The sequence below is a fragment of the Bradyrhizobium sp. SZCCHNS2022 genome (assembly GCF_032377575.1).
Lineage (GTDB): Bacteria > Pseudomonadota > Alphaproteobacteria > Rhizobiales > Xanthobacteraceae > Bradyrhizobium > Bradyrhizobium aeschynomenes.
This window is the reverse complement of record NZ_JAUHHZ010000001.1, coordinates 2615334-2639161: the sequence shown is the minus strand read 5'-3', so window position 1 is coordinate 2639161 and position 23828 is coordinate 2615334. Positions and strand designations below refer to the sequence as shown.

Genomic DNA, 23828 nt, shown 5'->3' with positions numbered 1-23828 from the left:
CATAATCAGCATATTAAGCACACAAAGGACCGGAGCGACAATGGCGCGCGTCACTGTGGAAGATTGTATTGATAAGGTCGACAACCGGTTCGACCTGGTCCTCCTGGCCGCGCATCGCGCGCGCATGATCTCGTCTGGATCACAACTTACAATTGATAGAGATAATGACAAGAATCCCGTTGTGGCACTCCGGGAAATTGCGGATTCGACCATTTCTCCCGAGGATCTGAAGGAAGAACTGGTGCATTCGCTGCAGAAGTTCGTCGAAGTGGACGAGCCGGAGCCGGATACGGTGCCGCTGATCGGTTCGGCCGGTGCGAGCGTCGATGCCGACGACACCGAGGTCGCGGTCGAGCGCATGACCGAGGAAGAGCTGCTGAAGGGCCTCGAGGGGCTGGCTCCGCCGGAGGAGCAGCCGGAAGAGGACGAGTGACGACGCGACGAAGGTTCGCGCGCACGGATTAACTTGTGAGAATGTGAAGGCCCGGACCTCGTCCGGGCCTTTGCATTTGAACGTGATTCCGTGATTACCTCAGGGGCGCGGCGCGCTCCCGCGATCCGGCGGATTCGGTCACGAAGATAAAGGTTTAGTCATTTTCCATGGTGGTTGCAGGCCACACTCCTCAGCAGATGCAGGCGGCGGCCGAATCGGCCGCGTTGGCGCCTCCGCCGCCGGCCGAGCGGCCGCGTCCGCAGAAGCCGCGCTCGCGCATGATGCGGCAATACGATCTGGTGGAGCGGGTCCGCTCCTACAATCCAGATACTAACGAGGATCTCCTCAACCGGGCGTATGTGTACGCGATGAAGGCGCATGGGTCGCAAACCCGCGCGTCGGGCGACCCGTATTTCACCCATCCGCTCGAGGTCGCGGCCATTTTGACCGACCTCAAGCTCGATGATGCCACCATCGTCGCCGCGCTGCTTCACGACACGATCGAGGACACCGAGGCGACCCGCGCCGAGATCGACCGCTTCTTCGGACCGGAGATCGGTGCGCTGGTGGAGGGCCTGACCAAGCTGAAGCGGCTGGAGCTCGTCTCGCGCGAGGCCAAGCAGGCCGAGAACCTGCGCAAGCTGCTGCTGGCGATCGCCGACGACGTGCGTGTATTGCTGGTGAAGCTCGCGGATCGCTTGCATAACATGCGCACCCTCGAATTCGTGCCCGAGGCCTCGCGCCGGCGCATTGCCGAGGAGACCCTCGACATTTATGCACCGCTTGCCGGGCGCATGGGCATGCAGGAGATGCGCGAGGAGCTCGAGGATCTGTCGTTCCAATCGCTGGATCCGCAGGCCTACAGCGTCGTGAAGCAGCGGCTCGATGCCCTGGCGGATCGCAACCGCAACCTGATCGGCGAAATCGAGAGCCAGCTCGCGCGCAAGTTTCGCGATCATGGCCTGACCGCCCGCGTGTTCGGCCGTCGCAAGCGCCCATTCTCGATCTGGACCAAGATGGAGCGCAAATCGATCGGGTTCGAGCAGCTGTCCGACATCTTCGGGTTTCGCGTCATCATGCCGGACCTGGAGTCCTGCTACCGCGCGCTCGGTATCGTGCATACGACGTGGCCGGTCGTGCCGGGCCGCTTCAAGGATTACATCTCGACCCCGAAGCAGAACGACTACCGCTCGATACACACGACCGTGATCGGTCCGGGCAAGCAGCGCGTCGAGCTGCAGATCCGCACCGAGGACATGGACCAGATCGCCGAGCTCGGCATCGCCGCCCACGCCTTCTACAAGGACGACATCGGCTCGCCGACAGAGCTCCTGAAGCGCGAATCGAACGCCTTCGCCTGGCTGCGCCACACCATCGGTATCCTCTCGGAGAGCGCCAATCCCGAGGAGTTTCTCGAGCACACCAAGCTCGAGCTGTTTCACGATCAGGTGTTCTGCTTCACGCCGAAGGGCAAGCTGATCGCGCTGCCGCGCCACGCAAACGTGATCGATTTCGCCTATGCCGTCCACACCGATGTCGGCAACAGCGCGGTCGGCTGCAAGATCAACGGCAAGTTCGCCGCGCTCTCCTCGGAGCTGCAGAATGGCGACGAGGTCGAGGTGCTGACCTCGGATGCGCAGTCGGCGCCGCCATCGGCCTGGGAGACGCTGGCCATCACCGGCAAGGCGCGGGCCGCGATTCGGCGCGCCACCCGCACCGCCGTGCGCGATCAATATGCGGGGCTTGGCCGCCGCATCGTCGAACGCCTGTTCGAGCGCACCAAGCTCGAATATGCCGACGACAAGCTCAAGGGCGCGCTGCCGCGCCTGGCGCGGGCCTCGATCGAGGATGTGATGGCCGCGGTCGGCCGCGGTGAGATCAAGGCGTCCGACGTCGCCCGCGCGATGTACCCGGACTACAAGGAAGAGCGCGTCGTCCGCTACGGCGCGAAAAAGACGGCTGCGCCGGCCAGCGTGCCGAAGGCCGCGGCGGCGCCAACGGCGGAGCCCCATCGCGGTCCGTTCGCGATCCCGATCAGCGGGCTGAATTCCGGCCTGCCGGTGAAGTTCGCGCCCAATGGCGGCGCCGTGCCGGGAGACCGCATCGTCGGCATCGTGACGCCGGGCGAGGGGATCACGATCTATCCGATCCAATCGCCGGCGCTGAAGGATTTCGAGGACGAGCCGGAGCGCTGGCTCGACGTCCGCTGGGACGTCGACGAGACCACGCCGCAGCGCTTCCCGGCGCGCATCCGGGTCGAGAACGTCAACGAGCCCGGCAGCCTCGCCCAGGTCGCGACCGTCATCGCCGAGCATGACGGCAACATCGACAACATCAGCATGAGCCGCCGCTCGTCGGACTTCACGGAGCTTACCATCGATCTCGAGGTCTACGACCTCAAGCATCTCTCGGCCATCATCAACCAGCTGCGCGCCAAGACCATCGTCGCCAGGGTCGACCGGGTGAATGGCTAATCTGCGGGTTTGACCGCAGCGTTTCCTGCGGCGATGCGTTAAACCAGCAATCTCCGTTTCGAGAACTCTGCGAGCCCCGTCGATGTCCCATCCTCCGAAGCTGCGCCTCGGCGTCAATGTCGATCACATCGCGACGCTGCGAAATGCCCGCGGCGGGCGCATTCCGGATCCCGTGCGCGCGGCGCTGCTGGCCATCGAGGCGGGCGCGGACGGCATCACCGCGCATCTGCGCGAAGACCGGCGTCACATCCGCGATGACGACATGGCCCGCCTCAAGGCCGCAATCTCCAAGCCGCTGAATTTCGAGATGGCGGCCACCGAGGAGATGGTGCGGATCGCGCTGGCCACCCGGCCGCACGCCTGCTGCCTGGTGCCGGAGCGGCGCGAGGAGCTCACCACCGAGGGCGGCCTCGACGTCGTCGGCCAGCACAACGCGCTGGCGCCCGCGATCGCCCGACTGGGCGAGGCCGGCATCCGGGTGTCGCTGTTCATCGCCGCCGACCCGGCCCAGATCGAGATGGCCGCACGCCTGCGGGCGCCCGTCATCGAGATCCACACCGGCGGCTGGTGCGACGCCATCACCGAGGGCCACGCGGACAAGGCGGCCGCAGAGTGGGAGCGGATCGTGGCTGGCGCCCGGCTGGCCCGGTCGGCGGGGCTGGAGGTGCATGCCGGCCATGGCCTGGACTATGCGACCGCCGAGCGGATCGCGGCGCTGCCGGAGATCGTCGAGCTCAACATCGGCTACTTCATGATGGGCGAGGCGCTGTTCGTGGGCCTCGCCGAGACGGTCCGGGCGATGCGCGCGGCCATGGATCGCGGCCGTGCGCGGCTGGGGACGGCAGCATGATCATCGGCATCGGCTCCGACCTGATCGACATCCGCCGCGTCGCCGAGGTGATGGAACGGCACGGCGAGCGCTTCCTGAACCGGATCTTCACCGCGGCCGAGCGCGCCAAGGCCGAGCGGCGGGCCAAGAACGAGAAGATGGTGATCGCCACCTATGCCAAACGCTTCGCCGCCAAGGAGGCCTGCGCCAAGGCGCTCGGCACCGGCATCCGCCAGGGCGTGTGGTGGCGCGACATGGGGGTGGTGAACCTGCCCGGCGGCCGGCCGACCATGCAGCTCACCGGGGGCGCCGCCGAGCGCCTGAAGGCGCTGACGCCGGCGGGACACGAGGCCCGCATCGATCTGTCGATCACCGATGACTGGCCGCTGGCGCAGGCTTTCGTCATCATCTCGGCGGTGCCCCAGGCAACGTCCTGAAGCCGCCCGGCGCGTGCCGAAAACAAAAATGCAATCGATTCCAGGGGCTTATGTAGTTTTGATGCGGCCCTTGATTGCGCGGCTGCGCGCAGTCGTCTAAAACCCCGCTCAAATCGAATGACTGCACCATGGGCGGATTCTGGGTCAAACCGGAGTTGGCCTTGACCACCAGAATCAGGACAGACTCCCTTAAGCCGCGGAACGATACGTTGTTCGCGGACGGAGGGGTGTTATGCAACGGCTGGCGAATCGTCGGACCATTCGCCCAGGGACAGTGAAAGAGCGATGAGCGTGACCTCCGGAACCAAGACTGAGAGCGGCCTCGGGGAAACCGTTCGGGTCGTCGTTCATGCCCTCCTGATCGCACTGGTGATCCGCACCTTCCTGTTCCAGCCCTTCAACATCCCCTCCGGATCGATGAAGGCGACGCTGCTGGTCGGCGATTATCTGTTCGTCTCGAAATATTCGTACGGCTATAGCCATTTCTCGATCCCGCAGTCGCCGAACATCTTCTCCGGCCGCATCTTCGGCTCCGAGCCGAAGCGCGGTGACATCGTGGTGTTCCGGCTGCCGAAGGACACCGAGATCGACTACATCAAGCGCGTGATCGGTCTGCCCGGCGATCGCATCCAGATGCGTGACGGTCTGCTCTACATCAACGACGTGCCGGTCCAGCGCGAGCGCCTGAAGGATTTCGTCGGCGAGGACCCCTGCGGCACCGCCGATTCCATCGCGCGCGTGAAGGCCTGGAAGGAGACGCTGCCCAACGGTGTCAGCTACGAGACCTTGGATTGCTTCGATCACGGCCCTTACGATAATACGGACGTCTACACCGTGCCGCCCGGCAACTTCTTCATGATGGGCGACAACCGCGACAACTCGACCGACAGCCGCGTGCCGTTGGCGGTCGGCTACGTCCCGTTCGAAAACATCATCGGCCGCGCCCAGATGATCTTCTTCTCCATCAGGGAAGGCGAGCATGCCTGGGCGTTCTGGCGCTGGCCCATGTCCATCCGTTGGGAACGTCTGTTCAAAATCGTGCGATGATCGACGACTCACACGATATCCAGACCACGCAGGCCGCTGCGGCGAGCCCGCAAACCGGTGCGCGCGCCCTCGAAGCCGCGCCGAAGGCCGCGTCGCGGCCGAAGCCTGAGATGAAGGCAGAGCCCAAGAACGACGCCAAGAACGACGCCAAGCCTGACGCTAAGCCTGACGCCAAAGCTGAAACCAAGATCGAGCCGAAGCCGGAAGCCAAGGCGGAAGCGAAGACCGAGCCGAAGGGCGATGGTGGCGGCGAGCCGCCCGCCGGGATCATCCTGAGCGGATCGGACATCGCTGCACCGGCTGCGGAGACCGATCCCGAAACGGCGCCTCGCAGCAAGAAGGGCAGCCGCCGCGCCAAGAGCGCCGGGGCCGGGGCTGCGAAGAGCGCCAAGGCCGCCGAGAAGGCGGCCAATGCTGCGATCGAGGCACGCATCGGCCACCGCTTTTCGGACCCGTCGCTGCTCAGCACCGCCTTCACCCATGTCTCGGCGCTGAAATCCTCCAAGAAGCGCGGTGACAGCTACCAGCGGCTCGAATTCCTCGGCGACCACGTGCTCGGTCTGATCGTCTCCGACATGCTGTACCGCTCGTTTCCCAGTGCCGACGAGGGCGAACTGTCGAAGCGGCTTGCCGACCTCGTGCGCAAGGAGAGCTGTGCCGACGTCGCCAAGTCGCTCGGTCTGCTCGACGACATCAAGCTCGGTGCGGTCGGCGCCGGCGCCGGGGCGCGGCTGCGCAAATCGGTGCTGGGCGATGTCTGCGAGGCGGTGATCGGCGCGATCTTCCTCGATGGCGGCTACACGGCCGCCGCAGGCTTCGTCGAGCGCAACTGGACCGAGCGCATGCACAAGCCGCGGCGTCCGCTGCGCGACCCGAAGACGGTGTTGCAGGAGTGGGCCCAGGGCAAGGGCCTGCCGACGCCCGTCTATCGCGAGGTCGAGCGCACCGGCCCTCATCATGATCCGCAGTTCCGGGTCGCCGTCGATCTGCCGGGCCTGGAGCCGGCCGAAGGCATCGGCGGCTCCAAGCGCGCGGCAGAAAAGGTAGCGGCATCCGTGATGATCGAACGTGAAGGCGTCAGCGGCGGCAGCAATGACGGCTGAGCAACAGGCCGTGCGGGGGGCCGATACCCGTTGCGGTTTCGTCGCGCTGATCGGCGCACCCAACGTCGGCAAATCGACCCTTGTCAATGCGCTGGTCGGATCCAAGGTCACGATCGTCTCGCGCAAGGTGCAGACGACGCGCGCGCTGATCCGCGGCATCGTCATCGAGGGCGCCTCGCAGATCATCCTGGTCGACACGCCCGGCATCTTCTCGCCCAAGCGAAGGCTCGACCGCGCGATGGTGACCACCGCCTGGAGCGGCGCGCATGATGCCGATCTCGTCTGCGTGCTGCTCGACGCCAAGAAGGGCATCGACGACGAGGCGCAGGCCATCATCGACAAGGCAGCTTCGGTCGCTCACGAGAAGATCCTGGTCGTCAACAAGGTCGACCTTGTGCCGCGCGAAAAGCTGCTGGCGCTGGTGGCCGCGGCCAACGAGAAGCTGTCCTTCGCGCGCACCTTCATGATCTCGGCAATCTCGGGCGACGGCGTCAACGATCTCAGGCGGGCGCTGGCGGAGATGGTGCCGCCCGGTCCGTTCCATTATCCCGAGGACCAGATGTCGGACGCGCCGATGCGTCACCTCGCGGCCGAGATCACCCGTGAGAAGATCTACTCGCATCTGCATCAGGAGCTGCCGTATCAGTCCACGGTCGAGACCGACAGCTGGACCGAGCGCAAGGACGGCTCGATCCGGATCGAGCAGACGATCTTCGTGGAGCGCGACAGCCAGCGCAAGATCGTGCTCGGCAAGGGCGGCGCGACGATCAAGTCGATCGGAGCGCAGTCGCGCAAGGAGATCGCCGAGATCACCGGCGTGCCGGTGCACCTGTTCCTGTTCGTGAAGGTGCGTGAGAACTGGGGCGACGATCCCGATCGTTACCGGGAAATGGGGCTCGAGTTCCCCAGGGAATGACGATGAGCGTGCCGCGCAACGTGTTGTGGTTCGAAGTGCTGCTCTACATCTCGCTGATGTTGGATTCGCTCTCGGTTGCCGTGTCGGACCGGACCCCGACCTTCGAGCGGACCGAGAGCATGATCACGACCGAGACCATTCTCAACGGCGTGGTGATCCTGCTGCTGTTCTATTTCGTCTATCTGGCGGCTCAGCGCCGCAAGAACTGGCCGCGCTGGGTGCTGCTGGCGGCGTTGGTTCTGTCGAGCATCTCGCTGGTGCAGGTCATCGGCCTGAAGGGCATGACGCTCGACGCCGGCATCGAGGTGATCTCCTGCGCGCTGACGACGATCGGGCTGTACTACTCGTTCACCGGCGACGCGCGCGGCTGGTTCGACGCCTGATGGCGGGAATGTAGGCAGGCCACGCGCAGCGTGTCCGGCTTCGCTCGCAAGGACGGGTGTTTGCGGAAGCATGGCGTGCAAGCTACGTTGTCCGCCGACGCGCGGTGGGCGCTTGGGTTTGAGCGCCCTGGATAGTAGAGACGACTTGCCCGATGGAATGGACCGATGACGGCATCGTGCTGGGCATCCGGCGGCACGGCGAATCCTCCGCCGTGCTGGAGCTGTTGACGCGCGAGCATGGCCGCCACCTCGGGCTCGTTCGCGGCGCCAGCGGCAAGCGCATGCGGCCGGTCCTGCAGCCCGGCAACACCGTGCGAGCGGTGTGGCGCGCGCGGCTCGACGAGCATCTCGGCATGTACGCGATCGACGGGCTGACCTTGCGCGCGGCGGAGCTGATGTCGGCGTCGCACGGCGCCTATGGTGTGACGCATCTGGCATCGCTTGCACGGCTGCTGCCCGAGCGCGATCCGCATGAGGACATGTATTTCCGGCTCGAACAGGCGCTGGATGATTTCGACGACGCCGGCGGCGCCGCCGTTCACATCGTGCGGTTCGAACTCGCGATCCTGGCGGAGCTCGGTTTCGGGCTCGATCTGGAATCCTGCGCAGCAACCGGCGAGACCACGGACCTTGTCTATGTATCGCCGAAATCCGGCGGCGCCGTCTCGCGCAGCGCCGGGGCGCCCTGGGCCGACCGGTTGCTGCCGCTGCCGCCCTTCCTGCGTGAGAGCGAGGAAGACCATGGCTGGTCCGACCAGGACCTCGTCGACGGCTTCCGCCTGACCGGCCTGTTCCTGCTGCGCCACGTGCTGGAGCCGCGCGGGCAGGGCCACTCGGATGCCCGCGAGGGCTTCATCAATGCGGTCACGCGGGCCAGGGCGCGGCTGGCGCGGGCGTGAGCCCGGAGGAGAAAGCATCATGGGACTACTCGTCGACGGCGTGTGGCACGATGTCTGGTACGACACCGCAGCCTCCGGCGGCCGTTTCGTGCGCAAGGATTCCGCCTTCCGCAGCTTCGTCACTGCGGATGGACGTCCGGGGCCCAGCGGTCGCGGCGGCTTCGAGGCGGAGGCCGGGCGCTATCATCTCTATGTCAGCCTGGCCTGCCCATGGGCGCACCGCACCCTGATCATGCGCGCGCTGAAAGGCCTCGACGCCTTCATCTCGGTCTCGGGGGTGCACTGGCTGATGCGCGAGCAGGGCTGGACGTTTGCCGGCGGCCCCGGCGTCGTGGCCGATGACATCAATCACGCGCAACTTCTCCATCAGGTCTACACCGCGGCCGATCCACGCTACTCCGGCCGCGTGACCGTGCCGGTGCTGTGGGACAAGGCGCAGCGGACGATCGTCAACAACGAATCGTCAGAGATCATCCGCATGCTCAATTCGGCCTTCGACGGTATCGGCGCCAGGCCCGGCGACTACTACCCGGAGGCGCTCCGCGACGAGATCGACGCGATCAATGCGCGCGTCTACGACACGCTCAACAACGGCGTCTACAAATGCGGCTTCGCCACCACGCAAGCGGCCTATGAGGAGGCGATCGGCCCGCTGTTCGCGACGCTCGACTGGCTCGAGCAGCGGCTGTCGACGCGCCGCTTCCTGCTCGGCGATGCCATGACCGAGGCCGACATCCGGCTGTTCACGACGCTGATCCGCTTCGACGCGGTCTATGTCGGCCACTTCAAGTGCAACATCCGCCGCATCGCCGACTATCCGCATCTGTCGGCCTACACGCGCGATCTCTATCAATGGCCCGGGATCGCGGCCACGGTGAACTTCCAGCACATCAAGGGGCACTATTACGAGAGCCACCGCACCATCAATCCGACCGGCATCGTTCCGGTCGGACCGGAGCAGGATTTCGCCGCGCCGCATGGCCGCGAGCGGCTCGCCAAATCCTGACGGGTCATGGCAGGCGAGATGGAAGGAGAGCGTCACCTCGGCGCTTTGCTGCTGAACATGACGCCCGAGTTGCGGGATGGCGTCTTCGTGTTCTGCTGCCTCTCTCCCGCCGAGGCGCCTCCCGCCGCACTGACGCCGCTGATGCTGTTTCGGGAGCGTGAAGGCATCACGCTGATCGTACGGCGTGAGGAGGCCGAGCAGGCCGGGCTGACCTATCAGTTCGCCGCCCGCCTGATCACGCTGTCAGTGCACTCCGCGCTCGACGCGGTGGGCTTCCTCGCCGCCGTGACCACGGCGCTGGCTGCCGCCGGCATCAGCGTCAATGCGGTCTCGGCCTTCCACCATGATCACCTGTTCGTACCCGAAGCGCAGGCCGAGCAGGCGATGCGGGTTCTGCAGGAGGTATCGCGCAGCGCCGCCGGACCATGATGGCGCAGCGTCAGTAGCCCGGTCAGGCTTTGCCCCTGGTCTGATTGCGCGACCGGCGGCGTGCGGGCGCGCCCGGCTTCTTGCGTGGGCCCGGCCGAGACCGAGGCGCGTTGCGCGCGGCGCGGGGCGCGGGTGGCCGGCGCGGTCCGGTCAGCATGCGTGCGGCTTGCGCGCGCACCATGTCCATCAGCATCAGCGCTGCCGGCGATAGAGTGCGGCCCTTCAGGCGCAAAATGCCGAATTGGGCCAGCAGCAGGTCCGATGCGCGAGGCTCGCTCAGCTCGGCCACATTGAGCCGGACCAGCTGCCCTGAGGCGAGCTCGTGGGTGACAACCGCATCTCCTGCAACGAGCACGACGTCCGAGCGCACGGCCATTTGCACCAGCAGGCCGGCGTTCTCGGATTCAAGGGCGACATCAAAGCCGCGTCCAGCTGGCGAAGCGATCAGGTCGTCCAGCCGCCTGCTGAAGTCCGGCGGCAGCGCGACCGAGGCGAAGTGCTGGCCGGCCAGATCGCGGACCGACAGCTGCCGTCGACCCACCAACGGATGCGTCGGACGACAGTAGAAGAAACCGGGAAGGCTTCCGAGCGGCTCGAGGTCCAGGCTATCGTCCGCGCGGATGTCGGTGATGTGCGCGAGGAAGAAATCGAGCTTGCCCTGTTGCAGCACGTCCATGAGGGCGCGCCAATTGTCCTGCACCACCTTGATGCGCACGGACGGATGCTCCGAATAGAGCTGTGCCATGGCGTCCGGCAGAAGGGTCAGGCCGGTGAACGCGCCCACGCCCACCGTCACCTGGCCGGCGTCTCCCGAGCGGAGCAGCCTGATCTCGCGGCCGAGATCGTCGGCGCCCGACAGCAGCGAGCGGGCCCGCGCCACCAGCCGCTCGCCGACTGCGGTGATCTCCACCGAGCGCGAGCTGCGGTCGAACAGCCGCATTCCCGCGGCGTCCTCCAACGTCTGCAGGCTTCGGCTCAGGGCCGACTGGGTCACATGGGCGCGCTGGGCCGCCCGGGCGAAATGCCGCTCTTCCGCGAGATAGACCAGCTGCTGCAACTGACGCAACGTGGGCGTGTGCATTGATGATCCCAACTCATTGATCAAGCCATAACAATTCATTGGATTTCTGAGCCGGTCAATCCCACAATGGCACAAACAAATTGCGGGGAACGCCGGAGCGAGGCCGATCAGCTCGCGCTCGAGACAAGGCGTCGCCCTATAAGAGGCTTTTCATGCCCAATGGCGCGCAAGCTCTGATACGGACCCTGGTCAATTCCGGCATTCGGGTCTGCTTCACCAATCCCGGCACCTCTGAGATGCATTTCGTTGCGGCGCTGGATACCGCGCCGGAGATGCGCGCGGTGCTCTGCCTGTTCGAAGGCGTTGCGACGGGGGCGGCGGACGGCTACGCCCGCATGACCGGCATGCCCGCAGCCACGCTGCTGCATCTCGGCTGCGGGCTCGGCAACGGCCTCGCCAACCTGCACAATGCGCGCAAGGGCAAGGTGCCCGTGGTCAACATCGTCGGCGACCACGCCACCTATCATGTTCCCTACGACGCGCAGCTGCAGTCGGACATCGAGACCGTGGCGCGCAACGTCTCGCCGAATTTCGTCTGGACCTCTCAGGTGACGTCGGAGCTGTGCCGCGACGCGGTCGCAGCCGTGAAGGCGGCGTGCTCCTGGCCGGGCCAGGTCGCGACCTTGATCCTGCCTGCCGACGTGTCCTGGGGCGAGGGCGGTGTGCCCGAGCCGGCGCCGGTGATCGAGCCGCCGCCGGCGGCCGACGACGCGACCGTGCAGGCCGTCGCCGACGCCATCAAGACGGGCGGCCGCAGCGCGCTTCTGCTCGGCGGCACGGCGCTGCACGAGGAGTCGCTGCTGTGGGCCGCGCGCATTGCCGCGGCCTGCGGAGTGAAGGTCCTCGCAGAGACGTTTCCGACGCGCATGGAGCGCGGCGCCGGCCTGCCGCAGGTCGAGCGCATCGCCTATCTGGCCGAGATGGCGCAGGTTCAGCTCAAGGAGATCGATACGCTGATCCTGGTCGACGCCAAGGCGCCGGTGTCGTTCTTCGCGTATCCGGGCAAGCCGAGCTATCTCCCGCATGACGGCTGCAAGGTCATGACTTTGTCGACGCCGGCGCAGGCCGCCGAATGCAGTCTGGCCCGGCTCGCCAAGGCCCTCGGTGCACAGGGCGCCACGCCGGCGCTGTCGGCGCCATGGCGGCCCGGACGCCCGCGCGGCAAGAAGCTCACGGCGGAGAAGGTCTGCAAGGCGGTCGGCCATCTGTTGCCGGAGAAGGCGATCATCGTCGACGAGGCGATCAGCTCCGGCCTGATGCTGCCGAAATTCACGGCCGGCGCGCCGCGGCACGATCTGATCACCTTGACCGGCGGCGCCATCGGGCAGGGGCTGCCGAACGCGATCGGCGCTGCGATCGCCTGTCCGGACCGGCCTGTCATCGCGCTGATCGGCGACGGCAGCTCGATGTATACCATCCAGTCGCTATGGACGATCGCGCGCGAGCGGCTCAACGTCACCGCCATCATCTTCAACAACGCCTCCTACTCGGTGCTCAACGTCGAGCTCGAGCGCGTCGGCGCCGAGGAGATCGGACCGAAGGCGAGGGCGCAGCTCGACCTGCATGGTCCGGTGCTGAAGCTTGCGCAGATCGCCGACGGCCTCGGCGTGCGCGCGACCCGCGTCAGCACGCCCGATGAATTCACCTCCGCCCTGAAGGGCGCGCTGGAACGTCCGGGTCCGCATCTGATCGAGGCCATGGTGCCGCCGGCGCTGAGCGGGCTCAAGCTGAAGCTGTTGCCGCATCTGTTGGGATCGCTCGACCGCATGCCGCTGCCGATGGCACGCATGCTCAAGCGCAAGTTGGCGCCGTGAGATGAGCGCGATGCTGCAAGCCGATGTCGTCATCGCCGGCGGCGGCCTCGCCGGCATCGTCACCGCGCTCGACGCGTTGCGCGCCGGCAAATCCGTCTTGATCGTCGATCGCGACACGCCCGAGCGCTTCGGCGGGCTGGCGCTATGGGCGTTCGGCGGCATGGCGCTGGTCGGCACGCCCTTGCAGGCAAGGATGAAGATCCCGGACACGCCCGAGATCGCGCTGCGCGACTGGATCAGGTTCGGCGAGCTCGACGGAACGGAGCACTGGCCGCTGCAATGGGCGCGCTATTACGTCGAGCATTCCCGCAGCGAGGTCTACGACTGGCTCTCGTCGCAGGGCGTGACCTTCATGCCCGCCGTGAACTGGGTCGAGCGCGGCCTCAACGGCGACGGCAATGCGCTGCCGCGCTATCACATCGTCTGGGGCACCTCGCAGCGCCTGACGCGCGTCATGATCGATGCGATGCGCGCGGCTGACAACGGCGGCAGGCTGACGGTGCTGCATCGGCATCGTGTCGTCAGTCTCGACCGCGCCGGAGGCGTGGCGTCGGGCGTCGTGGCCGTGAACGAGGAAACCGGCGCCGAGATCCGCATCGCCGCGCCGCTGACGGTGCTCGCGATGGGTGGCATCAATGGCAGTCACGCGGAGGCGCGGGCGAACTGGGTCAAGGGACGGCCGCAGCCGGCGACGATGCTCAACGGCGCGCATCCCTTCGCGGACGGCAAGCTGCATCACCATGCGGCCGAGATGCTCGGTGCCGAGATTGCTCACGCCGGCGAGATGTGGAACTACGCTGCCGGCATCCCGCATCCGTTTCCGCATTTCGACGGCCATGGCCTGTCGCTGGTGCCGTGCAAATCGGCGCTATGGCTCAACCATCGCGGCGAGCGCATCGGCCCGGCGCCGCTGGTCACCGGCTTCGATACGCATGACCTCTGCCAGCGCGTTGCGGCGCAAGAGAAACCGTATACGTGGCACCTGCTGAACTGGCGCATCGCCGCCAAGGAGTTCGCGATCTCCGGCGCCGAGCACAATCTGCGCATCCGCGAGCGGCAGATGCCGATGTTCCTCAAGGAGACGCTGTTCGGCAATCATCGTCTGGTCCGGCAGATGCAGCGCGAGAGCCGGCATTTCCTGGTCGACGAGACGCTGGCAGGTCTCGCCGCGAAGATGAACGCGCTGACCGGAACTGATGACGTGAAGCCAGAAGTGCTCCAGGCCACCGCCGACGCCTTCGACGCCAACTTCGCGAACGGCGACAAGCTCCACAACGACGATCAGATCCGCCGCATCCTGCACGCGCGACAATGGGGCCCGGACAAGCTCCGCACCTGCAAGCCCGCGCCGCTGCAGGCGCCTGGAGCAGGGCCGTACATCGCCATCCACATGCAACTCATCACCCGCAAGAGCCTCGGCGGCCTCAAGACCGATCTGCACAGCCGCGTGCTCGACGGGGCGGGCGCGCCGATCAGCGGCCTCTACGCCGTCGGCGAAGCGGCCGGCTTCGGCGGCGGCGGCGCCTCGGGCAAACGCTCGCTGGAAGGAACATTTCTGCCGGGCTGCATTCTCACAGCAAGGGCTGCCGTGCGAGCGATGTGAGGAGCGCGGCGACGCCGGGCGATGTTCCGCAAGACAGGCGCGTCGCTCGTGAGCGGCTTGATCTCTCCACACGTCATTCCGGGGCGCCCGCAGGGCGAGCCCGGAATCCATACCCACAGGCTGTCGTTGCTTGGGCGAGATGGCCGTGGGCGTCTATCTCGGCTCCTCAATCACAGTCGTGGTTATGGATTCCGGGCTCGCGCTACGCGCGCCCCGGAATGACGACAGTGAGACAATGTGCGTCATCACGATTTTTTCGCGAGCCCATGTCGATCCGCTCCCCGCGCGTTCGTCTTCAAGGCATCAGCCAAGGAGACCCCGTCATGAAGATCTACTGGATCAAGGCCCAGGCCCCGCGCCGCGTGCTGGCGCTGGTCAAGCATCTCGGCGTTCCCGCCGAGTTCATCGATATCACGCGTGGCCTGAAGACCTCGGAGTTCGCCTCGCTCAATCCCAACATGAAGGCGCCTGTGCTGGTCGACGGTGACACCGTGCTGTGGGAGTCCACCGCCATCATGGCGCATCTCTGCATCCGCGAGAGCTGCGACATGTGGCCCGCGCGCCATCCGCGGGAGCAGGTCGAGGTGTTGCGCTGGCTGGCCTGGACCGACAGCCATTGGAACCCGGCCGTTGCACCGTTCTACTTCGAGCACATCGTGCGCAAGAATTTCGGCCTCGGCGCGCCGAACCGCGACTCGCTGATCGACAAGGTCGCGCCGCTGAAGAGCTTCGCATCCGTGCTCGACGCGCATCTGCGCTCGCACAGCCACATCGCGTGCGACCGGCTGACGATCGCCGATTTCGCAGCGGCTTCGATGGCGACCGACTGGCGCGAGGCAGAGATGCCGTTCGAGGCATTTCCGAACATCGTGCGCTGGCTCGACAGCCTGATGCGGCTGCCGGCCTGGGCCGAGCCGTGGCCCGAGAAGCAGTCGGCCGCCGCGTAAGCCTCAGGTCTGCACCGTGCCGTGGCCGAGCTGCGTGGAGATCTCGGCGGCGCAGGCGCGCAGGCGGTTGGCGAGCGGGGACTGCCAGCCGGCATCGAAGGTGCCGGCCGGGCCCATCGCGGTGATCACCAGCGCGACATGGCCGGCGTGATCGAACACCGGTGCGGCGAACGCGTTGACGCCGGGCAGGGGATCGCCGACGGCGCGGGCAAGCCCCTGCGCGCGCACCTCGGCCAGCATCTCCGCGACCTTCGGGCTCTTCGGCGCGCGTTTCGGATTGTAGCCGACGCCGAGATGGTCGAGACCCGCGTCGAGCGCGGCCTTGATCGTCTTCGGCGGCAGGAACGCGGCAAAGGCGCGCCCTGTCGCGGTCTCCAGCAGCGCCATGATCGAGCCGACGCGCATCACGATGTGCACGGCGTGGCTCGGCTCCTCCAGCCGTACCACGGTCGGGCCGTTGGTGCCCCACACCGCGAGCGACACCGCGTGATCGATCGCGCTCGCGAGTGCGGCGATCTTCGGCGTGGCGATCCGCACCGCCGACAGCCGCCGCAAGCTGATCAGGCCGAGCTCGAGCGCGAGCGGGCCGATCTCGTAGCGGCCGCTGGCCTCGTCCTGCTCGATCAGGCCGATGCGCGAGAAGCTGACGAGATAGGGATGCGCCTTGGCCGGCGGCAGCCCGGCCTCGCGCGCGAGGTCGCGCAGCATCATCGGCTCGCCGCTGCGCGCCAGGGCCTGCAGCAGCGCGCCGCCGACCTCGATCGACTGGATGCCGCGGCTCTCTCGTCCCATGATCTGTGGTGCCCCCTGGTCCGGCGTCGTGCCTACACCGCCAGGAAGCCGCCGTCGACCGGCAAGGTCACGCCGTTGACGTAGGACGCCATGTCGGAGACCAGGAACGCGACGGGCCCTACCAGCTCCTCCGGCTGGCCGACGCGGCCGAGCGGGGTGCGGCTCATGAAGCCGGCCAGCCGCTCGGGATCGTTGCGGGTGGATTCCGTCATCGCGGTGGCGATCACGCCGGGCGCGATCGCATTGACGCGGATGCCGTCGGCGGCGAGCTCGCGCGCCAGCGCCTGCGTCAGCGACTTCACGCCGCCCTTGGACGGCGAATAGCCGAGCGTATTGCTGATGCCGATGAAGGAGGCGACGGAGGCGATGTTGACGATCGTGCCGCGCGTCTCGCGCAACGCGGCGAGAAACGCATAGGTGACGTTGAACACGCCGTTGAGATTGACGTCGAGCACGCGCTGCCAGTTCTCGGCGGCGCGGGGCGAGTCGATGTTCTCGCGGATGATGATGCCGGCATTGTTGACGAGGATCGAGATCGCGCCCACCTCGGCGCGCAACTGCGCCGCCAGCGCCTTGCAGCCGGCGGCATCGGTGACATCGAGCCGGTGCGCCCACGCCTTGCGGCCGTGACCGCGGATCTCCGCGGCGCAGCGCTCGGCGCCCTCCAGGTCGATGTCGGTGATGACGACATCGGCGCCGCGGCCGGCGAGTCCCAGCGCAATCGCGCGGCCATTGCCATGTGCCGCGCCCGTGACCAGCGCGAGCTTGCCGGCCAACATCTGATTGTCGCTCATGCGGCGCTCCTCTGCTTGGCGCGTTCGGCGAGATGCCGGCCGGCAATGTAGCCGAAGGTCAGCGCCGGTCCCAGCGTGATGCCGGCGCCCGGATAGTTGCCGCCCATGATGCTCGCCATGTCGTTGCCGGCCGCATACAGCCCCTCGATCGGCTGCCCCTGCGCATCGAGCGCGCGGGCATGCTCGTCGGTGCGGATGCCGGCATAGGTGCCGAGATCGCCGATCACCATCTTGATCGCGTAGAACGGCCCGTCCTTGATCGGCGCCACGCACGGGTTCGGCCCATGCAGCGCATCGCCCTGGTAGCGGTTGTAGGCGCGCGAGCCCTTGCCGAACGTCGGATCCTGGCCGAGCGCCGCATCGGCATTGAACGCGGCGACGGTGGCCTCCAGCGACATCGCATCGATGCCGGTGACGCGCGCGAGCTCGGCGAGCGTCGCGCCGCGCTTGAGGTAGCCGCTGCTGAGATGATGGCCGAGCGGCATCGGGAACGGCGGCACGCAGCCGAGGCCGTAGCGGCGCAGGCTGCGATGATCGGTGATCAGGAAGGCCGCGATCTCGCGTCCCTGCTTGGCCGCCTTGACCATCGCCTGCACGAAATCATGGTAGGAATTGCCCTCATTGGCGAACCGCACGCCATCCGCGGTGACCGCGATCACGCCGGGCTTGGCGCGGTCGATGAAGTGCGGCATCACGCCCTTGCTGCCGTCCTTGCGGGTGGTGACGGAGACCGGCACCCAGGCCGCCGCATGCGGCAGCCCGTCCTCGACACGGCCGCCGACGGCTTCCGCGAGCCGCAAGCCGTCTCCGGTGTTGCCGACAGGACCGGGCGAAAAATGCTCCTGGCCAGTCGGCGCATGCGGAAACATCGCCTTGCGTCGTTCGACATCATGCGGAAATCCGCCGCAGGCCAGCACCACGCCGAGCCTCGCGTTGACCCGGACGCGCTTGTCCTGCCGCGTCACCACGGCGCCGCGCACGGCCTCGCCGTCGCGTATCAGCTCGGCCACCGGCGACGACAGCCACAGGGGAATGCCGAGATCGAAGGCCGATTTCGCCAGCCGCCCCGCCAGCGCATTGCCGTTGGTCAGCGTCATGCCGCGGCCATGGCGCAGCACGTCCATCGCATGCTTCGACAGCCGCCTGGCGACGTAGAATGCCGAGGTCAGCGACTTGGTCGCCCGCATGAAGTGGATGATCTCCTTGCCGGAGCCGAGCATCATGCCGAACACCGTGAGCTCGGGCAGGGGCTGGCCGAGATCCTTGATGTGGTCGCCCAGCTCGCGCCCGTCGAACGGCCGTGTCACCATCGAGCGGCCGCCCTGCGTGCCGCCCGGCGCCTCCGCATGATAGTCCGGGAAGGTCAGCGGCATGTCGAACTTCAGAGCGGTCTTGCTGGTGAAGAAGTCGACCGCCTCCGGGCCCTTGGTCAGGAACGCGTCCACCCGCGCCGCATCAAAGCTGTTGCCGGCCTCGTGGCGCAGATAGGTGCGCGCCAGCTCCGCCGGCTCGTCGATGCCCCAGGCCTTGGCCAGCGAGGTGCCGGGAATCCACAGCCAGCCGCCGGATCGCGCTGTGGTGCCGCCGAAGCGCGGCTCCTTCTCGGTGACGACGACCTTCAGCCCGGCATGGGCGGCGGTGACCGCCGCCGACAGCCCGGCGCAGCCGGAGCCGACCACCAGCACGTCGCAATCATAGGTGTCGCCGTTCCTGGGTTCAGCTCCGGTCATACCTGCGCTCCTACTTCTTCAACAGCGGGCACTTGGATTCGGCGACCGGCCGGAACGCATCCTCGCCCTTCACGGTCTTGACGATCTCCAGATAGTCCCACGGCTCCTTCGATTCCGACGGTGTCTTGACGCGGGCGAGATACATGTCGCGGATGACGCGGCCGTCTTCGCGCAAGCGACCGCCGTGCACGAACGTATCCTCGATCGGCAGCTCGCGCATCTTCGCCATGACAGCCTTCGGATCGTCGGTCCCGGCCGCCTTGATCGCCTTGAGATAGTGCAGCACCGAGCCGTAGACGCCGGTCTGGATCATCGTCGGCATCACCTTGGCGCGGGCGAAGAACTTCTTCGACCAGGCGCGGGTGGCGTCGTTCATGGCCCAGTACGACGCCGTCGTCATGTAGGTGCCCTGCGCGGCCTCGAGCCCGATCGCGTGCACGTCGGTGTCGAACATCAACAGGCCGACCAGCTTCTGGCCGCCCTTGACCAGGCCGAACTCGCCTGACTGCTTGATGGCGTTGTCGGTGTCCTGGCCGGCATTCGCGAAGGCGACGACGTCGGCCTTCGAGCTCTGCGCCTGCAGGGCGAACGAGGAGAAGTCGGCGGTGTTGGTCGGGTGCTTGACGCCGCCGAGAATGGTGCCGCCGAGCTCCTTGACGAAGCGCGTGGCGTCCTTCTCCAGCTGCTGGCCGAACGCGTAGTCCGCGGTGATGAAGTACCAGGTCTTGCCGCCCTGGCCGATCACCGCCGAGGTCGTCACCTTGGACAGCGCATAGGTGTCGTAGGTGAAGTGCACGGTGTTGGGGCTGCACAGCTCGTCGGTCAGCGAGCTCGCGCCGGGGCCGGACAGCAGCGCGATCTTGTTGCGCTCGCGCACCATGTTGTGCACGGCGATCGCGATGCCGGAATTGGGAATGTCGACCACGGCGTCGACCTTGCCGTTGTCGAACCAGTCGCGGGCGACCGTGGTGCCGACATCGGCCTTCATCTGGTGATCGGCGCTGATGATCTCGATCGGCTTGCCGAGCACGGTGGGGCCGAACTCCTCCACCGCCATCTTCGCGGCTTCCACCGAGCCCGGTCCGCTGTTGTCGCGGCCCCAGCTGGAAAGGTCGGTCAGCACGCCGATGCGGACGACGTCGTCGGAGACCTGAGCGACAGCGTTGGTCGCGATGAATGACGTCGTTGCCAGAAACGCGCAGGCGAGCAGCTGCCGTCGCATGGAGATCCTCCCCGGTTTGTCCGCTCTATCGGCGGCGATGGCTGGACGTTAGGCAATGGCGAATCGATTTGTCAATGACGAATAAAGCTGGCGCAGGGCACAACGACACCTGCGGTGTTGCGAGGCGTCCTGGCCGCGGCGCGACTTGGCCGCTTCTCGCGGTCATTCCGGGGCAATCGACAACGCGCGTCCGCGCGTTGACGATTGAACCCGGAATCCGGAGATGATGGCCGCCAGACAAGTTCGAGATTCCGGGTTCAAGGCCTGCGGCCTTGCCCCGGAATGACGGAGTGGGGCTGATAGTAAGGAAGTCCGTCCTACACGCGCGGCATGATCTGCAGTTCGAGCAGCGCCAGCCGTTGCATCACGGCGGGATCGCGTTCGCCGGTCTTGGCGGCGCGCAGCACGCATTCGGCGAGCAGGGTGACATGGGTCGAACTGACCGGCTCGGGCAGGGCCGCGATCGCGCCGTCCAGTGCCTGCGTCATCAGCGCAATCACGTCAGGAGAAAAGGCAGCGTCTGAAAAGTCCTTCATATGAGGCTGTCCGCAGCAAGGGCTTCGGCTGACAATCGATCACGCGTTACGCTGGGATAAGCGATGACTTGATGCTCGGTAACGCGCCGTAGGGCAGGGCGGTTCCGGCGTGGGGCTGTTTCGGATATGCAGAAAAGCGCATCTCCCATGCGCAAACTGCCCGTCGAGCCAATCTGCCGCAGCTGTCCCGGCTTGTGTCGTCGGGCAAATCAGGCCGATGTTTCCGGCCATCCCGCCTCACTCGGAGGGGCGTTGCGCGCGATCGTCACGACACGCGAGGTGGGGATGCGGTGGCCTGCTGGCTCGCAGCGCGTCGGTTGCGCGCGGACGAACGAGTCCGGCAGGACGGTGAAGTCGCAGCGTCCTGGCGCCCCGATGCTGGCGTCAAGTTCGTGGTCGATGCCTCGTGCATCCCGCGGGCGATGGTGGCTACAAGCCCGGACACCAGGGAGACTGCGTATAAGTCGTCAACCCATCGCGCAGGGAAGGCCGGGTCGTCCGGCTGACCCGTGGTACCTGCCGCCTGCATTCTTTCTCGCAGGCGGGCCACGGACCTCAGTCGAGGTCCGGCCTTCCCTGCGCCCTTCGACTGGAGGGCGGTTTGATTTGATAGCTCGGGCGCCGAACGTGCCGCGAGAAGGCAGCCGTATGTCTGTACGCACGTGATGAAGCGATGATGCGCAACAGTCGCCCAGAACTCGTCATGCCCGGGCTTGTCCCGGGCATCCACGTCGTGCGGCATATGCGGAGCCGCGTGGATGGCCGGGACAAGCCCGGCCATGACGAGCAAGGGGAGATGGCGTCGGCTAAGCGGCGACCGAATGCCGAGAGGCGCCTGACGGTATGGTCGCGTCCTCTAGGGAGCGTTCCAATGGAGGGGGCATGTCGGAGATGTGCAACAACCGCTCCGGTTCGCCGCTGGATGCGGCTCATTCTCCGCGGAACCCGGCCGCCCCGTCATTGCGCCGCGCCGCGTCATCGCATAAAGCGTGTTCCCAAATCGTTCACGTCAGCTCAAGCCTTTGGGCTAACCCACTGAAAGCGCAACGCTAATGGGAAAATCACTGATTCCGCCGGAGCCGGCGGAGATCCATGAGGTCGCACTGCGCGAGGCGCTGGAGGAGCGCTATCTCGCTTACGCGCTCTCGACCATCATGCATCGCGCCCTGCCCGACGCGCGTGACGGCCTCAAGCCGGTGCACCGGCGCATCCTCTACGGCATGCGGCTGCTGCGGCTCGATCCCGGCACGGCGTTCAAGAAGTCCGCCAAGATCGTCGGCGACGTGATGGGCTCGTTCCATCCGCATGGCGACCAGGCGATCTACGACGCAATGGTGCGCCTCGCGCAGGATTTCTCCTCGCGCTATCCGCTGGTCGACGGCCAGGGCAATTTCGGCAACATCGATGGCGATAACGCCGCCGCCTATCGCTACACCGAAGCGCGCATGACCGATGTCGCGCGGCTGCTGCTCGAAGGCATCGACGAGGACGGCGTCGAGTTTCGGCCGAACTATGACGGCCAGTCCAAGGAGCCGGTGGTGCTGCCCGGCGGCTTCCCGAACCTGCTGGCCAACGGTGCGCAGGGCATCGCCGTGGGCATGGCGACCTCGATCCCGCCGCACAACGCCGCCGAGCTGTGCGACGCCGCGCTGCATCTGATCGAGAAGCCCGACGCCAAGTCGCGCGCGCTGCTGCGCTGGGTGAAGGGCCCGGACTTCCCGACCGGCGGCACCGTGATCGACTCGAAGGAGCAGATCATCGAGGCCTACACCACCGGTCGCGGCTCGTTCCGCGTCCGCGCCAAGTGGAAGCAGGAAGAGGGCAACCGCGGCACCTGGGTGGTGGTCATCACCGAGATTCCGTATCTGGTGCAGAAGTCGCGGCTGGTCGAAAAGATCGCCGAGCTGCTCAACGAGAAGAAGCTGCCGCTGGTCGGCGATGTCCGCGATGAATCCGCCGAGGACGTGCGGCTGGTCATCGAGCCGAAGTCGAAGAACGTCGATCCCGCGCTGATGATGGAATCGCTGTTCCGGCTCACCGATCTCGAGAGCAAGATTCCGCTGAACCTCAACGTGCTGGTCAAGGGCAAGATCCCGAAGGTGGTGGGGCTCGCCGAGTGCCTGCGCGAATGGCTCGATCATCTGCGCGACGTGCTGCTGCGGCGCTCGAACTATCGCAAGAAGCAGATCGAGAACCGGCTGGAGATCCTCGGCGGCTATCTGATCGCCTTTCTCAACATCGACGAGGTGATCCGGATCATCCGCACCGAGGATGAGCCGAAGCCGGTCCTGATGAAGACCTTCAAGCTCACCGAGGTGCAGGCCGAGGCCATCCTCAACATGCGCCTGCGCTCTCTGCGCAAGCTCGAGGAAATGGAGATCCGCACCGAGGACAAGAACCTGCGCGGCGAGCTGAAGGGTATCAACGAGCTGCTCGGCTCCGAGCAGCTGCAGTGGGCCAAGGTCGGCGAGCAGGTCAAGACCGTGCGCGACCTGTTCGGGCCGAAGACGCCGCTCGGCAAGCGCCGCACCAATTTCGCCGACGCGCCGGAGCATGATCTCGCGGCGATCGAGGAGGCCTTCATCGAGCGCGAGCCGGTCACGGTGGTCGTCTCCGACAAGGGCTGGGTGCGCACGCTCAAGGGCCACGTCGCCGATCTGTCGAACCTGCAGTTCAAGACCGACGACCAGCTCGGCCAATGGTTCTTTGCCGAGAACACCTCCAAGGTGCTGCTGTTCGCGACCAACGGCAAGTTCTACTCGCTCGACGTCGGCAAGCTGCCGGGCGGCCGCGGCCATGGCGAGCCGATCCGCATGTTCATCGACCTCGACCAGGACGCCTCGATCGTCTCGATGTTCGTCACCAAGGGCGAGCGCAAGTTCCTGATTGCCGCCTCGGACGGTCAGGGCTTCGTCGTCAAGGAAGAGGATTGCGTCAGCAACACCCGCAAGGGCAAGCAGGTGCTGAACGTGACGGCCCCCGCCGAGGCGCGCGCGATCTGCACGGTCACCGGCGATCAGGTCGCGGTGATCGGCACCAACCACAAGATGGTGGTGTTCGGCCTCGACCAGGTGCCGGAGATGGCGCGCGGCCGCGGCGTGCGGCTGCAGAAATACACCAGCGCGCAGCTGTCCGACGTCACGACCTTCGAGCAGAAGCAGGGCCTCGCCTGGAAGGACTCCGCCGGCCGCGATCAGGGCCTGAGCTGGAAGGAACTGGCCGACTATCGCGGCAACCGCGCCGACGCCGGCCGCATCGCGCAGGGCCTGCCGAAGTCGAACAAGTTCAACCGGCCGATCGAGTGAGGCGAGCGGGCGTGAGATGCTTCAAGTTTTGACTTCGCACGATTGTTG

At 66.5% G+C, this 23828-nt stretch carries 21 protein-coding genes; 15 read left to right on the top strand and 6 right to left on the bottom strand.

Translation table 11 applies throughout. The annotated features are described in order from the left end of the window. Positions 1 to 40: 40 nt before the first annotated feature. From rpoZ to QXZ94_RS11720, 11 genes are all read left to right on the top strand, one after another. Entirely contained in the window at positions 41 to 433 is a 393-nt protein-coding gene (rpoZ, locus tag QXZ94_RS11770) for a DNA-directed RNA polymerase subunit omega (RefSeq protein ID WP_006612728.1), read from the top strand. Positions 434 to 600: 167 nt separating this feature from the next. After that, on the top strand, positions 601 to 2907 hold the full coding sequence (locus QXZ94_RS11765) for a bifunctional (p)ppGpp synthetase/guanosine-3',5'-bis(diphosphate) 3'-pyrophosphohydrolase (protein ID WP_315720534.1): 2307 nt from the start codon (positions 601 to 603) through the stop codon (positions 2905 to 2907). 82 nt (positions 2908 to 2989) lie between these two features. Then, positions 2990 to 3757 (top strand): pyridoxine 5'-phosphate synthase, encoded by a 768-nt coding sequence (locus QXZ94_RS11760; RefSeq protein WP_172114033.1) that lies wholly within the window; start codon positions 2990 to 2992, stop codon positions 3755 to 3757. Next, positions 3754 to 4173 (top strand): holo-ACP synthase, encoded by a 420-nt coding sequence (gene acpS, locus QXZ94_RS11755; RefSeq protein WP_172132729.1) that lies wholly within the window; start codon positions 3754 to 3756, stop codon positions 4171 to 4173. The genes QXZ94_RS11760 and acpS overlap by 4 nt, the downstream gene beginning before the upstream one ends. Before the next feature lie 285 nt (positions 4174 to 4458). After that, positions 4459 to 5220, top strand: coding sequence for a signal peptidase I (lepB, locus tag QXZ94_RS11750; RefSeq protein WP_172114035.1), 762 nt, complete (start codon positions 4459 to 4461; stop codon positions 5218 to 5220). Continuing rightward, the gene (gene rnc / locus QXZ94_RS11745) at positions 5217 to 6323 is read left to right on the top strand and encodes a ribonuclease III (protein ID WP_315720533.1); all 1107 of its coding nucleotides are present in this window, start codon (positions 5217 to 5219) and stop codon (positions 6321 to 6323) included. The genes lepB and rnc overlap by 4 nt, the downstream gene beginning before the upstream one ends. Continuing rightward, entirely contained in the window at positions 6313 to 7239 is a 927-nt protein-coding gene (era, locus tag QXZ94_RS11740) for a GTPase Era (protein WP_315720532.1), read from the top strand. The genes rnc and era overlap by 11 nt, the downstream gene beginning before the upstream one ends. A gap of 2 nt (positions 7240 to 7241) precedes the next feature. Next, positions 7242 to 7622, top strand: a complete 381-nt coding sequence (locus QXZ94_RS11735; protein ID WP_172183877.1) for a hypothetical protein — start codon at positions 7242 to 7244, stop codon at positions 7620 to 7622. Positions 7623 to 7774: 152 nt separating this feature from the next. After that, a complete protein-coding gene (gene recO / locus QXZ94_RS11730; RefSeq protein ID WP_315720531.1) occupies positions 7775 to 8521 on the top strand; it encodes a DNA repair protein RecO in 747 nt (248 codons plus the stop codon). A gap of 19 nt (positions 8522 to 8540) precedes the next feature. Beyond that, the gene (locus QXZ94_RS11725) at positions 8541 to 9527 is read left to right on the top strand and encodes a glutathione S-transferase family protein (RefSeq protein ID WP_315720530.1); all 987 of its coding nucleotides are present in this window, start codon (positions 8541 to 8543) and stop codon (positions 9525 to 9527) included. Positions 9528 to 9545: 18 nt separating this feature from the next. Further along, on the top strand, positions 9546 to 9956 hold the full coding sequence (locus QXZ94_RS11720; RefSeq protein ID WP_315726209.1) for an ACT domain-containing protein: 411 nt from the start codon (positions 9546 to 9548) through the stop codon (positions 9954 to 9956). Positions 9957 to 9978: 22 nt separating this feature from the next. Here the strand turns inward: QXZ94_RS11720 and QXZ94_RS11715 are convergent, their stop codons facing one another. Continuing rightward, a complete protein-coding gene (locus tag QXZ94_RS11715) occupies positions 9979 to 11037 on the bottom strand; it encodes a LysR family transcriptional regulator (protein WP_315720529.1) in 1059 nt (352 codons plus the stop codon). A 152-nt stretch (positions 11038 to 11189) separates the two neighbouring features. On the opposite strand from QXZ94_RS11715, the gene QXZ94_RS11710 reads away from it, so the two are divergent. The 3 genes from QXZ94_RS11710 (at position 11190) to QXZ94_RS11700 (ending at position 15401) form a co-directional block, all read left to right on the top strand. Beyond that, positions 11190 to 12851, top strand: a complete 1662-nt coding sequence (locus QXZ94_RS11710; protein ID WP_315720528.1) for an acetolactate synthase large subunit — start codon at positions 11190 to 11192, stop codon at positions 12849 to 12851. Position 12852: 1 nt separating this feature from the next. Next, positions 12853 to 14454, top strand: coding sequence for an FAD-binding protein (locus tag QXZ94_RS11705; protein ID WP_315720527.1), 1602 nt, complete (start codon positions 12853 to 12855; stop codon positions 14452 to 14454). Between the two features lie 323 nt (positions 14455 to 14777). Next, complete coding sequence (locus tag QXZ94_RS11700; protein WP_315720526.1) at positions 14778 to 15401, top strand: glutathione S-transferase family protein; 624 nt, start codon at positions 14778 to 14780, stop codon at positions 15399 to 15401. Between the two features lie 3 nt (positions 15402 to 15404). On the opposite strand, the gene QXZ94_RS11695 is transcribed toward QXZ94_RS11700, so the two are convergent. From QXZ94_RS11695 to QXZ94_RS11675, 5 genes are all read right to left on the bottom strand, one after another. Next, positions 15405 to 16193 carry an IclR family transcriptional regulator gene (locus tag QXZ94_RS11695; RefSeq protein ID WP_315720525.1) on the bottom strand — a complete coding sequence of 263 codons (789 nt, stop codon included), beginning with the start codon at positions 16191 to 16193 and terminating at the stop codon, positions 15405 to 15407. A gap of 32 nt (positions 16194 to 16225) precedes the next feature. Continuing rightward, the gene (locus QXZ94_RS11690) at positions 16226 to 16987 is read right to left on the bottom strand and encodes a glucose 1-dehydrogenase (RefSeq protein WP_315720524.1); all 762 of its coding nucleotides are present in this window, start codon (positions 16985 to 16987) and stop codon (positions 16226 to 16228) included. Next, positions 16984 to 18717: an FAD-dependent oxidoreductase gene (locus tag QXZ94_RS11685; RefSeq protein WP_315720523.1), complete on the bottom strand. Its 1734-nt coding sequence runs from the start codon at positions 18715 to 18717 to the stop codon at positions 16984 to 16986. The genes QXZ94_RS11690 and QXZ94_RS11685 overlap by 4 nt, the downstream gene beginning before the upstream one ends. Positions 18718 to 18727: 10 nt before the next feature. Then, on the bottom strand, positions 18728 to 19939 hold the full coding sequence (locus QXZ94_RS11680; RefSeq protein WP_315720522.1) for an ABC transporter substrate-binding protein: 1212 nt from the start codon (positions 19937 to 19939) through the stop codon (positions 18728 to 18730). 317 nt (positions 19940 to 20256) lie between these two features. After that, positions 20257 to 20475 (bottom strand): hypothetical protein, encoded by a 219-nt coding sequence (locus QXZ94_RS11675; protein ID WP_172114050.1) that lies wholly within the window; start codon positions 20473 to 20475, stop codon positions 20257 to 20259. Between the two features lie 1052 nt (positions 20476 to 21527). Between QXZ94_RS11675 and parC the strand changes: the two genes are divergently transcribed. After that, the gene (gene parC, locus QXZ94_RS11670) at positions 21528 to 23780 is read left to right on the top strand and encodes a DNA topoisomerase IV subunit A (RefSeq protein ID WP_315720521.1); all 2253 of its coding nucleotides are present in this window, start codon (positions 21528 to 21530) and stop codon (positions 23778 to 23780) included. The last annotated feature ends 48 nt before the right edge of the window (positions 23781 to 23828 follow it).

Excerpts from the sequence above, each read along its gene's own strand:
- QXZ94_RS11735 (WP_172183877.1), top strand. The coding sequence starts at position 7,242 with ATGAGCGTGCCGCGCAACGTGTTGTGGTTCGAAGTGCTGCTCTACATC.
- QXZ94_RS11725 (WP_315720530.1), top strand. The coding sequence starts at position 8,541 with ATGGGACTACTCGTCGACGGCGTGTGGCACGATGTCTGGTACGACACC.
- QXZ94_RS11695 (WP_315720525.1), bottom strand. The coding sequence starts at position 16,193 with ATGGGACGAGAGAGCCGCGGCATCCAGTCGATCGAGGTCGGCGGCGCG.
- QXZ94_RS11760 (WP_172114033.1), top strand. The coding sequence starts at position 2,990 with ATGTCCCATCCTCCGAAGCTGCGCCTCGGCGTCAATGTCGATCACATC.
- QXZ94_RS11690 (WP_315720524.1), bottom strand. The coding sequence starts at position 16,987 with ATGAGCGACAATCAGATGTTGGCCGGCAAGCTCGCGCTGGTCACGGGC.
- QXZ94_RS11705 (WP_315720527.1), top strand. The coding sequence starts at position 12,853 with ATGAGCGCGATGCTGCAAGCCGATGTCGTCATCGCCGGCGGCGGCCTC.
- rpoZ (WP_006612728.1), top strand. The coding sequence starts at position 41 with ATGGCGCGCGTCACTGTGGAAGATTGTATTGATAAGGTCGACAACCGG.
- QXZ94_RS11685 (WP_315720523.1), bottom strand. The coding sequence starts at position 18,717 with ATGACCGGAGCTGAACCCAGGAACGGCGACACCTATGATTGCGACGTG.
- rnc (WP_315720533.1), top strand. The coding sequence starts at position 5,217 with ATGATCGACGACTCACACGATATCCAGACCACGCAGGCCGCTGCGGCG.
- QXZ94_RS11675 (WP_172114050.1), bottom strand. The coding sequence starts at position 20,475 with ATGAAGGACTTTTCAGACGCTGCCTTTTCTCCTGACGTGATTGCGCTG.
- parC (WP_315720521.1), top strand. The coding sequence starts at position 21,528 with ATGGGAAAATCACTGATTCCGCCGGAGCCGGCGGAGATCCATGAGGTC.
- QXZ94_RS11700 (WP_315720526.1), top strand. The coding sequence starts at position 14,778 with ATGAAGATCTACTGGATCAAGGCCCAGGCCCCGCGCCGCGTGCTGGCG.
- era (WP_315720532.1), top strand. The coding sequence starts at position 6,313 with ATGACGGCTGAGCAACAGGCCGTGCGGGGGGCCGATACCCGTTGCGGT.
- QXZ94_RS11715 (WP_315720529.1), bottom strand. The coding sequence starts at position 11,037 with ATGCACACGCCCACGTTGCGTCAGTTGCAGCAGCTGGTCTATCTCGCG.
- QXZ94_RS11710 (WP_315720528.1), top strand. The coding sequence starts at position 11,190 with ATGCCCAATGGCGCGCAAGCTCTGATACGGACCCTGGTCAATTCCGGC.
- QXZ94_RS11680 (WP_315720522.1), bottom strand. The coding sequence starts at position 19,939 with ATGCGACGGCAGCTGCTCGCCTGCGCGTTTCTGGCAACGACGTCATTC.
- QXZ94_RS11765 (WP_315720534.1), top strand. The coding sequence starts at position 601 with ATGGTGGTTGCAGGCCACACTCCTCAGCAGATGCAGGCGGCGGCCGAA.
- acpS (WP_172132729.1), top strand. The coding sequence starts at position 3,754 with ATGATCATCGGCATCGGCTCCGACCTGATCGACATCCGCCGCGTCGCC.
- recO (WP_315720531.1), top strand. The coding sequence starts at position 7,775 with ATGGAATGGACCGATGACGGCATCGTGCTGGGCATCCGGCGGCACGGC.
- QXZ94_RS11720 (WP_315726209.1), top strand. The coding sequence starts at position 9,546 with ATGGAAGGAGAGCGTCACCTCGGCGCTTTGCTGCTGAACATGACGCCC.
- lepB (WP_172114035.1), top strand. The coding sequence starts at position 4,459 with ATGAGCGTGACCTCCGGAACCAAGACTGAGAGCGGCCTCGGGGAAACC.